The sequence below is a fragment of the Geodermatophilus sp. SYSU D00779 genome (genome assembly GCF_054050595.1).
Window position 1 is genome coordinate 43,265 of the sequence record NZ_JBJGZQ010000028.1, and the last position, 14,839, is coordinate 58,103.

11 protein-coding genes are annotated in these 14,839 nt (G+C 75.9%); 10 read left to right on the plus strand and 1 reads right to left on the minus strand.

Going from position 1 to position 14,839, the window contains the following annotated elements; translation table 11 throughout:
• The first annotated feature begins 111 nt into the window (after positions 1-111).
• The 7 genes from ACI79G_RS20200 (at position 112) to ACI79G_RS20230 (ending at position 7,968) form a co-directional block, all read left to right on the plus strand.
• A complete protein-coding gene (locus ACI79G_RS20200) occupies positions 112-1,005 on the plus strand; it encodes a LysR substrate-binding domain-containing protein (protein WP_091214998.1) in 894 nt (297 codons plus the stop codon).
• 135 nt (positions 1,006-1,140) lie between these two features.
• A complete protein-coding gene (gene kdgD, locus ACI79G_RS20205; protein WP_456882855.1) occupies positions 1,141-2,055 on the plus strand; it encodes a 5-dehydro-4-deoxyglucarate dehydratase in 915 nt (304 codons plus the stop codon).
• Positions 2,056-2,086: 31 nt separating this feature from the next.
• On the plus strand, positions 2,087-3,418 hold the full coding sequence (locus tag ACI79G_RS20210; protein WP_456882856.1) for an enolase C-terminal domain-like protein: 1,332 nt from the start codon (positions 2,087-2,089) through the stop codon (positions 3,416-3,418).
• A 31-nt stretch (positions 3,419-3,449) separates the two neighbouring features.
• The gene (locus ACI79G_RS20215; protein ID WP_456882857.1) at positions 3,450-4,622 is read left to right on the plus strand and encodes an L-talarate/galactarate dehydratase; all 1,173 of its coding nucleotides are present in this window, start codon (positions 3,450-3,452) and stop codon (positions 4,620-4,622) included.
• A gap of 39 nt (positions 4,623-4,661) precedes the next feature.
• Positions 4,662-6,164, plus strand: coding sequence for an aldehyde dehydrogenase (NADP(+)) (locus ACI79G_RS20220; RefSeq protein ID WP_456882858.1), 1,503 nt, complete (start codon positions 4,662-4,664; stop codon positions 6,162-6,164).
• Entirely contained in the window at positions 6,161-7,051 is an 891-nt protein-coding gene (locus tag ACI79G_RS20225; RefSeq protein WP_456882859.1) for an ATP-grasp domain-containing protein, read from the plus strand. Before ACI79G_RS20220 ends, ACI79G_RS20225 begins: the two co-directional genes overlap by 4 nt.
• A complete protein-coding gene (locus ACI79G_RS20230) occupies positions 7,048-7,968 on the plus strand; it encodes an AEC family transporter (protein WP_456882860.1) in 921 nt (306 codons plus the stop codon). Before ACI79G_RS20225 ends, ACI79G_RS20230 begins: the two co-directional genes overlap by 4 nt.
• An 8-nt stretch (positions 7,969-7,976) precedes the next feature.
• On the opposite strand, the gene ACI79G_RS20235 is transcribed toward ACI79G_RS20230, so the two are convergent.
• Positions 7,977-8,615, minus strand: a complete 639-nt coding sequence (locus tag ACI79G_RS20235) for a maleylpyruvate isomerase family mycothiol-dependent enzyme (protein ID WP_456882861.1) — start codon at positions 8,613-8,615, stop codon at positions 7,977-7,979.
• Positions 8,616-8,762: 147 nt separating this feature from the next.
• On the opposite strand from ACI79G_RS20235, the gene mqo reads away from it, so the two are divergent.
• The 3 genes from mqo to ACI79G_RS20250 all read left to right on the plus strand — a co-directional run bounded on the left by mqo (position 8,763) and on the right by ACI79G_RS20250 (position 14,823).
• Complete coding sequence (mqo, locus tag ACI79G_RS20240; protein WP_456882862.1) at positions 8,763-10,241, plus strand: malate dehydrogenase (quinone); 1,479 nt, start codon at positions 8,763-8,765, stop codon at positions 10,239-10,241.
• Complete coding sequence (locus ACI79G_RS20245; protein ID WP_456882863.1) at positions 10,238-11,644, plus strand: FAD-binding oxidoreductase; 1,407 nt, start codon at positions 10,238-10,240, stop codon at positions 11,642-11,644. The genes mqo and ACI79G_RS20245 overlap by 4 nt, the downstream gene beginning before the upstream one ends.
• A 119-nt stretch (positions 11,645-11,763) precedes the next feature.
• Positions 11,764-14,823, plus strand: coding sequence for a BTAD domain-containing putative transcriptional regulator (locus ACI79G_RS20250; protein WP_456882864.1), 3,060 nt, complete (start codon positions 11,764-11,766; stop codon positions 14,821-14,823).
• The last annotated feature ends 16 nt before the right edge of the window (positions 14,824-14,839 follow it).

The window sequence follows — 14,839 nt, forward strand, 5'->3', positions numbered from 1 at the left end:
GGGCCGCGGGCGGTGTGAGTGGCGTCACGGACGCCGGGTCGTCGGCGAGCCTAAGAAGCCTCGCTCATGCCTGTCCAAATCCATTGAGGCATCGGTTGATACCTTGTCGGCATGGCCTTCACGCTTGAGCAGCTCCGCGGATTCGTCGCCGTCGCCGACGAGCTGCACTTCGGTCGCGCCGCCGCCCGGCTGAAGATGACCCAGCCGCCGCTGAGCCGGCAGATCCAGAAGCTCGAGCGAGTCGTCGGCGCCCAGCTGCTCGAGCGGGACAACCGCCGGGTCACCCTGACCGCCGCCGGCCAGGTCTTCCTCGTCGAGGCCCGGAGGCTGCTGGGCCTCGCGGACTCCGCGCCCGAGCTCGCCCGGCGGGTGTCGTCGGGGGCCAGCGGCGTGGTGCGCATCGGCTTCACCGCCGCCTCGACCTACGGCATCCTCGGCCAGCTGCTCAACGACCTGGCGCAGGAACTGCCCGACGTCGACGTCGACCTCGCCGAGATGGTGACCCGGGAGCAGGTCGCCGGGCTGCTCAACGAGGAGGTCGACCTGGGCCTGGGGCGCCCGCCCTTCGACGAGGACGCCTTCGGGCACCGGCTGCTGCACCGCGAGGCGCTGCTCGTGGCCGCGCCCGTGGGTCACCGGCTGCTGGAGCTCGGCCGGCCCGTGACCGCCGCGGACCTCGCGTCGACGCCGGTCGTCATGCACTCGCCGACCCAGGCGAAGTACTTCTACGACCTGGTCGCCGGCGTCGCGCCGATCGCCGCCGAGAACACCGTGCACACCGTCAGCCAGGTGCTCACCATGCTCTGGCTCGTGGCGGCCGGCCGGGGGGTGGCCTTCGTCCCGGAGTCCGCCGCGCGGTTGCCGATCGAGGGGGTGGCCTTCGTCCGGCTGGAGACGCCGGTGCCCGAGCCGGTGGAGCTGCACCTGCTCTGGGCCAAGGACTCGAAGAACCCCGCGCTGTGGCGGGCGCTCGCCGTGCTGGAGCAGCGGGCCGGTCGTCTCTGATACCAGGCTGGCATAGCGCGATGCGAAAGTGCTCTTGGACGTGCATCGTCAATCGTTCCTACGGTGGCCGCGACCACAGCCCGCGCCGCCGGAGGACCCCGGCGCGGACCCGTCGGACCCAAGGACACGATCCCCGTGACGCTGCTGCCCCCGGACGCCCTCGCTGACCGGCTGAAGGCCGGCCTGCTCTCCTTCCCGGTGACCCACTTCGACGCCGACCTGCAGTTCGACGAGGCCCGGTACCGGGAGCACCTGTCGTGGCAGGCGGGCTTCGACGTCGCCGGCCTGTTCGCCGCGGGCGGCACCGGGGAGGGCTTCTCGTTGACGCCGGCGGAGATCGACCGGGTCGTCCGCGTCGCCGTGGACGAAGTGGCCGACCGGGTGCCGGTCATCGCGCCGGCCACCGGCGGGACCGCCGTCTCCGTCGCCCAGGCCCAGGCCGCCCAGGCCGCCGGCGCCTCCGGGCTGCTGCTCTTCCCGCCCTACCTGACCGAGGCCAGCCAGCGCGGCCTCGTCGAGCACATCAGCGCCGTGTGCCGCGCCACCGACCTGGGCGTCATCGTCTACAGCCGGGCCAACGCCGTGCTCACCGACGCGACGGTGGCCGAGGTCGCCGAGCGCAACCCCAACCTGATCGGCCTCAAGGACGGCGTGGGTGACATCGAGCAGATGACCCGCACGTACGCCCGCGTCGGTGACCGGCTGATCTACGTCGGCGGGCTGCCCACGGCGGAGACCTTCGCGCTGCCGCTGCTGCAGCTGGGCGTGACCACGTACTCGTCGGCGCTCTACAACTTCCTGCCCGAGTTCGCGCTGCGCTTCTACGCCGCGGTGCGCGCGCAGGACCGCACCGCCGTCTACCAGATGCTCAACGACTTCGTGATCCCGTACCTGGACATCCGGGACCGGGCCAAGGGGTACGCGGTCTCCATCGTCAAGGCCGGGCTCACCGCGGTCGGGCGCGACGGCGGCCGGGTCCGCCCGCCGCTGTCGGACCTGACCGACGCCGAACTCGCCGAGCTCACCGCCCTGGTCGACAAGGTCTCCTGACCCCACTCCCGAGAGGACGGCGAGGACTCCCATGACCGGTCGCACGCCCACCGTCGCCCGCGTGGAGGTGGTGCCCGTCGCCGGGCACGACAGCATGCTGCTCAACCTCAGCGGCGCACACGGGCCCTTCTTCACCCGCAACCTCGCGATCGTCACCGACAGCGAGGGCCGGACCGGCGTCGGGGAGGTGCCCGGCGGCGAGGCGATCCGCCGCACCGTCGAGGACGCCGGCGCGGTGCTCAGCGGGCAGCCGGTGGCGCGGTACGGCAGCCTGCTGCGGCAGGTGGCCGCCGCGTTCGCGGACCGGGACGCCGGCGGCCGCGGCCTGCAGACCTTCGACCTGCGGACGACGATCCACGCCGTCACCGCGCTGGAGTCCGCGCTGCTCGACCTGCTCGGCCAGCACCTCGGGGTCCCGGTCGCCGAGCTGCTGGGGGAGGGCCAGCAGCGCGACAGCGTGCCGATGCTGGGCTACCTGTTCTACGTCGGCGACCGCCGCGCCACCGACCTGCCCTACCTGGCCGAGACCGACCCGGCCGACGACTGGGAGCGGCTGCGGCGCGAGCCGGCGCTCACCCCCGAGGCGGTCGTGGCGCTGGCCGAGGCGGCGCAGGCCCGCTACGGGTTCTCCGACTTCAAGCTCAAGGGCGGCGTGCTCGCCGGCGAGCAGGAGGTCGCCGCGGTCCGCGCGCTGGCGCAGCGGTTCCCGGACGCCCGGATCACCCTCGACCCGAACGGCGGCTGGCTGCTCACCGAGGCCGTCGAGCTGTGCCGCGACCTGCACGGGGTGCTGGCCTACGCCGAGGACCCGGTCGGCGCCGAGGGCGGCTACTCGGGCCGCGAGGTCATGGCCGAGTTCCGCCGGGCCACCGGGCTGCCGACGGCGACCAACATGGTCGCGACCGACTGGCGGCAGATGGCGCACGCGGTCCGCTCGAACGCCGTCGACATCCCGCTGGCCGACCCGCACTTCTGGACGATGCGCGGCTCGGTGCGGGTCGCCCAGCTCTGCCACGAGTTCGGGCTGACCTGGGGCTCGCACAGCAACAACCACTTCGACGTCTCGCTGGCGATGTTCACCCACGTCGGCGCCGCGGCCCCGGGGCGGATCACCGCCCTGGACACGCACTGGATCTGGCAGGACGGGCAGGCGCTGACCCGCGGGCCGCTGCAGATCCGCGACGGCGCGATCGCCGTCCCCACCGCGCCGGGCCTCGGCGTCGAGCTGGACCGCGACGCCGTGGCCGCCGCGCACGAGCTCTACCTCGAGCACGGGCTCGGCGCGCGCGACGACGCGGTCGCGATGCAGTACCTCGTCCCCGGCTGGGCGTTCGACCCCAAGCGCCCCTGCCTCGTCCGCTGAGCCTCGTCCGCTGACCACCTGGAGACCCGCCATGACGACGACCGTCCCGGCCCCGCTCACCTCCACCGCCCCGGCGGTGCTCGACCGCATCGAGTCGGTGACCCTCTCCTCGGTCACCCTGCCGCTGCCGAACCCGATCAGCGACGCGAAGGTCTTCACCGGCCGGCAGCGGCCGATGACCGAGGTGGCGTTCCTCTTCGCCGAGGTCACCACCGAGGGCGGCCACGAGGGCGTCGGGTTCAGCTACTCCAAGCGGGCCGGCGGCCCGGCGCAGTTCGCGCACGCCCGCGAGGTCGCCCCCGACCTGATCGGCGAGGACCCCAGCGACATCGGCCGGCTGTGGACCAAGCTGGTGTGGGCCGGCGCGTCGGTGGGCCGCAGCGGCGCCTCGACGCAGGCCATCGCGGCCATCGACGTCGCCCTGTGGGACCTCAAGGCCAAGCGCGCGGGCCTGCCGCTGGCCAAGCTGCTCGGTGCGCACCGCGACTCGGTGCGCTGCTACAACACCTCCGGCGGCTTCCTGCACGAGTCGATCGACCAGGTCCGGGACAACGCCACCCGCACCCTGGAGCAGGGCATCGGCGGCATCAAGATCAAGGTGGGGCTGCCCGACTCGGCGGAGGATCTGCGCCGGGTCCGCGCCGTCCGGGAGCACCTCGGCGACGGCGTGCCGCTCATGGTCGACGCCAACCAGCAGTGGGACCGGCCGACCGCCATGCGGGTCAGCCGCCGGCTGGAGGAGTTCGACCTGGTGTGGATCGAGGAGCCGCTCGACGCCTACGACGCCGAGGGCCACGCGCAGCTCGCCCGGTCGCTGGACACGGCGATCGCCACGGGGGAGATGCTGACCAGCGTCGCCGAGCACGCCGAGCTGATCCGGCACGGTGCGGTGGACGTCATCCAGCCCGACGCGCCGCGCATCGGGGGCATCACCCAGTTCCTCAAGCTGGCGACCCTCGCCGACGTCGCCGACCTGCAGCTGGCGCCGCACTTCGCGATGGAGACCCACGCACACCTGGCCGCGGCCTACCCTCGCGAGCCGTGGGTGGAGCACTTCGACTGGCTGCACCCGCTGTTCAACGAGCGCCTGGAGACCCGCGACGGGCGCATGTACATCTCCGACCGTCCCGGGTTGGGCATCACGCTCAGCGAGCAGGCCCGCGCCTGGACGGTCGACCGCGTCACCGTCGGCGCCGTCCGCTGACCCCCCGCACCGCCTGGAGGAAGTCCCTTGTCTGATGTCGTGAGCACCGACCCCCGCACCGGTGAGGCCGTCGAGGTGGTCGCCCAGGAGACCACCACCGAGGAGGTGGACCGGCTCTGCGCGGCCGCGCTCGCCGCGGCCCCCGCCCTGGACGCCCTCGGCCGCGCCGGCCGGGCGGCGCTGCTGCGCGCCCTCGCCGACGCCCTGGAGGCCCGGCGGGACGACGTGGTCGCCGTCGCCGACCGGGAGACCGCCCTCGGCCCGACCCGGCTGAACGGCGAGCTCACCCGCACCTGCTACCAGCTACGGCTGTTCGCCGAGGTGCTCGACGAGGGCAGCTACCTCGAGGCCGCCATCGACCCCGCCGGCGACACCCCGATGGGCCCGCGCCCGGACCTGCGCCGGATGCTCGTGCCGATCGGCCCGGTCGCGGTCTTCGGCGCCAGCAACTTCCCGCTGGCCTTCTCCGTGCCCGGCGGCGACACCGCCTCGGCGCTGGCCGCCGGCTGCCCCGTCGTCGTCAAGGCGCACGGCTCGCACCCGGCGACCTCGCAGCTGGTCTTCGACGTCCTGGACGCCGCCGCCCGCGAGGCCGGGGCGCCCGACGGCACCCTCGGCATCGTGCACGGACTGCAGGCCGGTGCCGACCTGGTGGCGCACCCGGCGATCCGCGCCGTCGGCTTCACCGGCTCGGTCAACGGCGGCCGCGCCCTGCTGGAGATCATCGAGCGGCGGCCCGACCCGGTGCCGTTCTTCGGCGAGCTGTCCAGCCTCAACCCCGTCGTCGTCACGCCGCAGGCCGCCGCCGAGCGCGGGACGACGATCGGCACCGAGCTGGTCGGCTCGTTCACCCTCGGGGGCGGCCAGTTCTGCACCAAGCCGGGCCTGGCGTTCGTGCCGGCCGGGCCCGAGGGCGATGCCGTCGTCGACGCGATGGCCGAGGCCGTGCGCGGCACGGCCGCCCCGGTGCTGCTCAACGAGGGCATCGCCGCCTCCTACGGGCGCATCTCCGACGGCCTGGCCGCAACAGCCGGCGTCGAGGAGATCGCCCGCGGCGGGGACCCCTCCGGGCAGGGCTTCGAGGCCGTGCCCCGGCTGCTGACGACGTCGGCGGCCGACCTCCCGCACGAGGTGACCGAGGAGTGCTTCGGCCCGGTGTCGGTCGTGGCCCGCTACGACGGCGAGAAGGAGCTGTTCGCCGCGCTCGACGCCATGCCGTCCTCGCTGACCGCCACCGTGCTGCGCGGCGAGGGGGAGACCGAGCTGCCGCTGGCCGTCTCGCAGGAGCTGCGCACGCGGGCCGGCCGGCTGGTGTACGACGCCTACCCGACCGGCGTGGCGGTGTCCTGGGCGCAGCACCACGGTGGCCCGTGGCCGTCGACGAACTCCCAGCACACCTCGGTGGGGACGACGGCGATCCGCCGCTTCCTGCGCCCGGTGACCTGGCAGGGCGCGCCGCAGGAGGTGCTGCCGGAGGAACTGACCGACGACTTCCGCGGCATCCCGCGGCGGGTCGACGGCGTCCTGCAGCTGCCGCGGTGACGCCGCGGGTCGCCCTCGTCAGCTCCGAGCGCGGCCTGCGGCTCGACCCGGACCTCCCGCTCGCCGCGCCGGCGCTGCGGGAGGCCGGGTGCGCCGTCGACTGCGTGCGCTGGGACGACCCGGCGGTCGACTGGGCCGGGTACGACCTGGCCGTCGTCCGCTCCTGCTGGGACTACGCCTGGCGGCGGGCGGAGTTCCTGGCCTGGGCCGACGCCGTCCCGCGGCTGCGCAACGACGCCGCCGTGCTGCGCTGGAACACCGACAAGACCCACCTGCGCGACGTCGAGGCCGCCGGGCTGCCGGTCGTGCCCACGGTCTGGGACCCGGCGAGCGCCGCCGACCTGCCCGACGCGGGGGAGTGGGTGGTCAAGCCGGCGGTGTCCGCGGGCGCCCGGGACACCGCACGCTGGACCGACCCCGGCGACGTCCTGGCGCACGTCGCGCAGCTGACCGCGGCCGGCCGGACGGCGATGGTGCAGCCGTACCAGGCCAGCGTGGACGACGCGGGGGAGACGGCGCTGCTGTTCCTCGGCGGCCGGTTCTCGCACGCCGCGCGCAAGCCCCCGATGCTCGGCCGGGGGGAGGGCGTGCGGCAGGACCGCAGCGGCCGCCGGGGCGTGCGGCCAGCGACCGCGACGCCGGAGCAGCGGGAGCTGGCGGAGGCGGTGGTCGGCGCCGTCCCCGCGCTGGTGCGCGATGCCCTCCCCTCGCGGGGGCGAGATGCCGCGCCGCTGCTCTACGCGCGGATCGACCTGGTCGCCGACCCCGACGGCCGTCCGGTGGTGCTCGAGGTGGAGCTCACCGAGCCGAACCTGTTCCTCCCGCACGCCCCGTCGGAGGCGCTGCCCCGGCTGGTGCGCGCGGTCGGGGACGCGATCGCCGCGTGAACGGGGTGGTGGGGGGCTTCGCCGCCCTCACCGCGGTCATCGCCGTCGGTTGGCTGGTCGCCCGCACCGGCACCCTGGGGCGGGACGCCGCGGCGGTGCTGTCGAAGCTCTCCTACGTCGTGGCGACCCCGGCGCTGCTGCTGCTCACCCTCGCCGACGCCGACCCCGGCGTGCTGGTGTCACCGGCGCTGGTCGCCACCGCCGGCAGCGCGGTGCTGGCCGCGCTGCTGTTCGCCGGGCTGGCGCGCTGGCGCTGGCGGCTGCGGCCGGCGGAGCTGACCGCCGGTGGGCTGGCGTCCTCGTACGTCAACGCCGGCAACCTCGGCGTCCCGATCTCGGTGTACGTGCTGGACGACGCCTCGGTCGTCGCCCCGGTGCTGCTGTTCCAGGTGCTGGTCATGGCCCCGGTCGGCCTGGCCGTCCTGGCCGGGTCGCGCGCGCAGGCGCGGTCCCGCTGGCGGGTGCTGGTCCAGCCGCTGGCCACGCCGGTCGTCCTCGGCTGCGGCCTCGGCGTGCTGGTGGCCGCGACCGGGGTGGAGCTGCCGGCGCTGGTGCTGCAGCCGGTCGAGCTCACCGCCGGGCTGGCCGTGCCCGCGGCGCTGCTCGCCTACGGCATGAGCCTGCACGGCGCGCCGCGGCCGGCGTCCGGCGAGGGCGCCGGGCCGGTGTGGCTGGCGGTGGCGCTCAAGACGGTGGGGCAACCGGCGCTGGCCTACGCCCTCGGCCGCTGGGTCGCCGGCCTCGACGGGGGAGCGCTGCTCGCGGTCACGGTGACCTCCGCGCTGCCGACGGCGCAGAACGTCTTCGTCTACGCCGCGACCCACGACCGGGGCACGCTGCTCACCCGGGACGTCGTCCTGCTCAGCACCGTCCTGTCGGTCCCGGTGCTGGTCGGGATCGCCCTGCTCCTCGGCTGAGCGCCGGCTCAGGTCGCGGCGGAGCGGAGCCGCGCACGCGCCTCGGGGACGCCCTCGCCGGTGAGGTCGTCGAGGGCCGCCGGACGGCCGGCGAGCGTGCTGAGCAGCGCGGTGGCCGGACCGCTGACCGGGAGGCCGGTGCCGTGGCGCCAGCCGGTGTCGGTGGCCGTGAAGGCCAGCCCGTCGAGCAGGCCGGGGGCGAGCGCGCGACGGCCGGTCAGCTGGCCGAGGGCGATGCCGGCGTCCTCCGGGTCGGTCGGCGACGGGACGCCGAGCGGCCGGTAGACGTCCTGGGCGTGGATCACCAGGTGGCTCAGCGGCGCCTCCGCCGGCGCTCCGGGCCCGGCCTCGAAGCGCCGGTGCTCGGTGTCCCGCAGGGCGGCGACGACCTGCGCGGGGGACCGCGGGTCGCGGCGGGCCCAGCGGTCCGCTGCCCGGTCGAAGCGGAGACCGGAGCGCACCATGAGGGCGAGGAACCCGGGCACCGAGAGCTCGTAGGGCATGAGCAGGTGGACGACGAGGTCGCGCACCGTCCAACCGGCGCACAGGCTCGGCGTGCGCCACCCGTCGGCGTCGAGGCCCTCGAGCACGGTGAGCAGCCGGTTCCGCTCCCGCCGGACCCGCAGCTCCACGTCGTCCCCGGTCATCGCCATCCCGGTGCCCCTCTCGTCGTGTCCGGAGCGGTGACGCCCCCGGCGGGGAGAACTCATCGCAGCACCCCATGCCGGCCGCGCATCGCATCATGCAGCAGCGGACTTGGACAGGCATCGCAGCAGCTCCCTAGCGTGCGTACCGTGCCGGGAACCGGGTCGGTCGAGGACTGGGACGCCGTGCTGGTGGGCGGTGGGGTGATGAGCGCGACGCTCGGGATGCTGCTCGCCCAGGCCGAGCCGGACCGGCGGGTCCTCGTCGTCGAGCGGCTGGACGAGGCCGGGTGCGAGAGCTCGGCCGCGGAGAACAACGCCGGCACCGGGCACGCCGGGCTGTGCGAGTTCAACTACACGCCGCGGCGGCCCGACGGCACCGTCGACCCGGGCGCCGCCGTGCTGATCGCCGAGCAGTTCGCCGCCTCCCTGGTGTTCTGGGCCCGGCTGGTCGAGCGCGGTGAGCTGGGGCCGCCCGCGGCGTTCGTCCGGTCGGTGCCGCACCTGGGCCTGGGCCGCGGCGCCGACGGGGTGGCGTACCTGCGGGCCCGCTTCGAGGCGCTGCGCTGCCACCCCCTCTTCGCCGACCTCGAGTACAGCGACGACCCGGACGTGCTCGCCACCTGGGTCCCGCTCGTGATGGCGGGGCGCGCGGAGGGCGAGCCGATGGCCGCCACCCGGGCGGCGCAGGGCACCGACGTCGACTTCGGCGTCCTCACCCGGCAGCTGCTGGCGGCCCTGCGGGCGCGCGGTGGCGAGGTGCGGCTGGGCACCGAGGTGACGTCGCTGCGGCGGAGCGGCGGACGCTGGGAGCTGGCGGTGCGGGACCGGGCGACGGGGACGCGGCGGCGGCTGCGGACGCCCTACGTCTTCGTCGGCGCCGGCGGCGGGACGCTGCCGCTGCTGCAGTCGGCGCGGGTGCCCGAGGTCCGGCGGTACGGCGCCTTCCCGATCAGCGGCCGGTTCCTGCGCACCGACCGCCCCGAGCTGGTGGCCGCGCACCGCGGCAAGGTCTACGGCCACGCCGAGCCCGGCGCGCCGGCGATCTCCGTGCCGCACCTGGACCTGCGGGTGGTCGACGGGCGCGAGTCGCTGCTGTTCGGCCCGTTCGCCGCCTTCTCTCCGCGCTTCCTCACCCGCGGCCGGCTCGGCGACCTGGTCCGCTCGGTGCGGCCGGGCAACCTGCCGGTGCTGCTCGCCTCGGTGCGCGACAACCGCGCCCTGGTCGCCCACCTCGTCCGCCAGGTCACCGCCCGGCCGTCGTCCCGGATGGCGGCGCTGCGCCGCTTCGTGCCCACGGCACGCGAGGAGGACTGGCGGCTGGTGAACGCCGGGCAGCGGGTGCAGGTGCTCAAGGAGACCGACGGCCGCGGCACCCTGGTCGGCTTCGGCACCGAGGTCGTCACCTCGGCGGGCGGGTCGCTGGCCGCCCTGCTCGGTGCCTCGCCGGGCGCCTCCACCGCCGTGGCCACCGTGCTCGACGTCCTGGACGCCGGCTCCCCGGGGCGGCGGGACGAGTGGGGGCCGCGGCTGGCGGAGCTCGTGCCGCCCCCGACGCCCGACGAGCTGGCCTGGGCGCGCCGGGTGCTCGGGCTGGCGCCGGTGCTCGCCGTCGGGGGTGCGCGGTGACCGCGGACCTCGCCGCCCGGCTGCGGGACCTCGTCGGGCCGGCGGGGGTGGTCGACGACCCGGCGGGCTTCCTCACCGACTGGCGGGGCGCGTACTCGGGGACGGCGGCGGCCGTCGTCCGCCCCGCCAGCACCGAGGAGGTGGCCGCGGTGGTCGCGCTGTGCCGGGAGCGCGGCGTCGCCGTCGTCCCGCAGGGCGGCAACACCGGGCTGTGCGGCGGCGCGGTGCCCGACGCCTCCGGCCGGCAGGTGGTGCTCTCGCTGACCCGGATGCGGCGGATCCGGGACCTCGACGCGGCGAACTCGACGATCACCGTGGAGGCCGGCGTGGTGCTGCGGACCGTGCAGGAGGCGGCCGCGGCCGCGGGCCGGCTGTTCCCGCTGTCCCTGGGCGCCGAGGGCAGCTGCACGATCGGTGGCAACCTGGCCACCAACGCCGGCGGCACCGGGGTGCTGCGCTACGGCACGATGCGCGACCTCACCCTGGGACTGGAGGTCGTGCTGCCCGACGGGCGGGTGTGGGACGGGCTGCGCGGCCTGCGCAAGGACAACACCGGCTACGACCTCAAGCAGCTGTTCGTCGGTGCCGAGGGGACGCTCGGCGTCATCACCGCCGCCGTGCTCGAGCTGTTCCCGGCCGTCCGCAGCCGGGCGACGGCGTGGGTGGCGCTGCCGGACCCGCAGGCGGCGGTGGACCTCATCGGCCTGGTCCGCGAGTCGGCCGGCGACCGGTTGACGGCCTTCGAGCTCATGTCCCGGCAGAGCGTGGAGTTCGTGCTGCGCCACGCGGCGGGGGCCCGCGACCCCATCACCGACGTGCACCCCTGGTACGCGCTGGTCGAGCTCAGCGACACGCTGCCCGACGCCGCCCTCGACGCGGTGGTGGAGGCGGCGCTGGGGGAGGCGGTCGAGCGGGACGTCGTGGCCGACGCCGTGGTCGCCTCCGGCTCGGCGCAGGTCGCCGCGCTGTGGGCGCTGCGCGAGGGCATCTCCGAGGCGCAGAACCGCGAGGGCCCGAGCCTGAAGCACGACGTCACCGTGCCGATCAGCTCGATCCCGGCGTTCGTGGCCGCCACCGACCGGGCGCTGGCCCAGGCCCTGCCCGGCGTCCGGGTCGTGGCCTACGGCCACGTCGGGGACGGCAACCTGCACTACAACCTGAGCGGACCCGAGCCGAGGGACGACGGGGCCTTCCACGCGCGGGCCGGCGTGCTGAGCCGGATCGTGTACGACTCGGTGTCCGCCTTCGACGGCAGCATCAGCGCCGAGCACGGGCTCGGGCAGTCCAAGCGCGACGTGGTCGCCGGCTACAAGAGCCCGCTGGAGCTGGAGCTGATGCGCGGGGTCAAGCAGCTGCTCGACCCGGCCGGGCTGATGAACCCCGGCAAGGTGCTGCCCGGCTGACCGGGTGGGGACGGCGGCGCCCCCACCGTCGCCGTCGCGACCCGCACCCGGCGTCGGCGGGCCGGACTGGCGCGATCCGGTGGGTCCCCCGAGGGGCGCGGCGTCCGTACAGTCCGCCCATGAGCCGGGCGTTCCGGTACACACCGCCACTCGCCGACCGTGGGCTCATCGTCCGGCCCCGGCTGCTGGACCGGTTGCACACCCGCTTCGAGCGGCGCCTGACCGCCGTCGTGGCGCCGGCCGGCTTCGGGAAGACGACGCTGCTGGCGCAGGCGGTGCAGGAGAACACCCTCTCGCCCCTCGGGGAGGACCGCTGGCTGACCTGCCAGCGCGACGACACGGCGCTGTCCTTCCTGGGCGCCGGTGCCTTCGCCGCCGTCGGCCTCACCGCGCCCGTCCCCGACGACCCGCGGGAGGCCGCGGTCACCGTCGCCGAGGCCATCTGGCACGCCGCGCCCCGGCAGGTGGCGCTGATCCTCGACGACGTCCACCTCGTGGGGCCGAGCTCGCCCGGTGGCCACTTCGTCGCCGAGCTCGTCGAGGAGCTGCCGCGGAACGGCCACGTCGTCCTCGCCTCCCGCCCGCCGCTGCCCGTGCGCACCTCCCGGCTGCTCGCCACCGGCGACGCGGTCGTCGTGGGCGAGTCCGAGCTGCACTTCGAGGACGACGAGGTGGCCGCGTTCGCGGCGTCCCGGCACGTCGCGCCCGACCTGCTGCGGGACGTGGGCGGCTGGCCCGCCCTGGCCGAGCTGACCGCGACCGCCGGCCCGTACGCGGTCAGCGGCTACGTGTGGGAGGAGCTGCTCAGCCGGCTCACGTCGGACCGGCGCCGCGCGCTCGCCGTGCTCGTCGCCGTCGGCGGCGCGGACGACGAGCTCGCCACGGCGCTGCTCGGAGCGGACGTGCGGCTCGAGGAGCTGCTCGACGGGCTGCCGCTCGTCGCCCGTGGCCGCTCCGGCTGGTGGTCGCTGCACGGACTGTGGACCGAGGTCCTCCAGCACCAGCTGGACCCGGCCGAGGTGGCGGCGGTGCGCCGCACCGCGGGCCTGGTCCTGGCCCGCCGCCACCGCTACCACGACGCCGTGGACCTGCTGACCGAGGCCGGCGCGTGGGAGGACCTCCGGCGTGTCGTGGTCGAGGTGTGCGAGGTCGGCACGCCGCTGGTCCCGCCGGACCAGCTCGAGGGGTGGCTGCGCCGGCTGCCGCCGGCGGTGCAGGGGAGCGCGGAGGGACTGCTCCTGTCGGCGATGGTCGCCGAGCCCATCAGCCCGGACGCCGCCGAGCAGATCCTCGAGCGGGCCTTCGCGCTGGCGCCCGACACCGCGCCGGTACGCGTCGCCTGCCTCAACGCCCTCCTCGAGGTGGCCTTCCGCCGCAGCGACGGCACGCGGATGCGGCACGTCATCGAGCGGCTGACCGACCTGGCCGCGCACGGCCACGAGCGCGCCGCGAGCTGGATCCCCCTGTTCCGCGGTCTGCTCGCGCGCACCCCGGGTGAGGTCCGGGCCCAGCTGGCCAGTCCGGCACTGGTCGCGGGGACCGCGCTCAGCCCGGTGCAGGAGTGGCTGCGCGGCCACCTGCTGCTGCGCTCACTGGGGGACGCGGCAGCCGCCGAGTCCGTCGCCCGGGCGGCGCTCCAGCAGCCGGCCCCGAACATGCTGGTCCAGACCCAGTGCCTGCTGCTGGAGTCGCTGCGGCTGCGGGGCCGCCTCGACCAGGCGGCGGCGCTGCTGCCGGACCTGCTCGCCGGCATCGATTCCGCCCGGGTGTGCACCTCCCCGGAGTGCGTCACCTACGCCGTCGTCCTGCTCGGCGTCCTCGGCCGCGACGCGGAGGCCGCGGAGCTGCTGCGTGCCTCGCGGGCGGCGCTCGCCGACTCGACGGTCGACTGGGCGCCGGTCGCCGCCGCCGTGGCCGAGGCCGCCGTCGCCGTGTCGGCCGGCGACGAGACGGCCGCCGCCGCCGCGCTGCGGTCGGTGCAGCACCTCCGGCTGAGCCGGCGCCGGGGGGTCCTGACGGTGACACCGGCGGCCCTGCCGCTGCTCTACGTGCTGCTCCCGGAGGTCCGGCCCCAGTGGGACGCCGAACCGCCGCCGGGCTGCTTCGAGGCGGTCCTCGAGCTCTCCCGGGCGCTCGTCGCCCTCCGGGAGGAGGGGCGTCTGGAGCCGGTCCGACGCCTGTCGGCGGACGCGCGTGCGGTCGTGCGGGCGGTGCTCCCGGGGCCGTGGACGGCGGAGCTGGCCCTCGGGATGGTCGCCTCGGGGCTGGAGGAGGGGCGGGCGCTGGTGGAGGAGCTCGGGCCGCGGGCCCGGCGCACGCTGCGGGGGATGAGCGCCTCCGGCCCCCCGCCGGTCGCCGCCACCGCCCGGCGGCTGCTCCGGGAGATGCCGGCGGCCCCGACGTCCCGGCTCGAGCTGCGCGTGCTGGGACCGATGCAGCTGCGCCGCGACGGGACCGTCGTGGTGGCCCGCGAGCTGCGCCGCGAGCGGGTGCGTCAGCTGCTGGGCTACCTGCTCACCCACGACCGGCCGACGCGGGCCGCCGTCACCGCCGACCTGTGGCCCGACCTCGACGAGGTCGCCGCGGCCCGCAACCTGCGGGTGACCCTCGCCTACCTGCACGCCCTGCTGGAGCCCGACCGCCGGGAGCCGGACGCGCCGTACTTCGTCCGCAGCAACGGGCCGATCCTGCACCTGGTCGTCGACGAGGCGCTGCAGGTGGACGTGGTGGAGTTCGAGCGGCACCTCGACGAGGCCGCGCGGCTGGAGCACCAGGGCGCGCCGTCGGCCGCACTGGCCGCCTACCAGCAGGCGCTCGCGCTCTGGGACACCGACTTCCTGCCCGACGTGAGCGGCGGGGACTGGCTGCAGTGGGAGCGCGACCGGCTGCGCGGCCGGTTCGTCGGGGCCGCCGTCCGTGCCGGGGAGCTCCTCCTGGCGCGGGGTGACGCCGCCACCGCCCGGACGCTGGGCGAGCGTGCGCTCGGGGTCGACAACTGGTCGGAGGAGGCCCACCAGCTGCTCGTCGCCGCGCTGCTGGAGTCCGGGGACCTCGTCGACGCGCGCCGGCAGCTGCGGCGCTGCCTGCAGGCGCTCGCCGAGCTGGGCGTCCCGGCCCAGCCGCGCACGGTCGCCCTGGCCCGGCGCCTCGAGGTGCACCGCGGCCGGCCGCCCGGCTGACGGCCGGCTGACACCC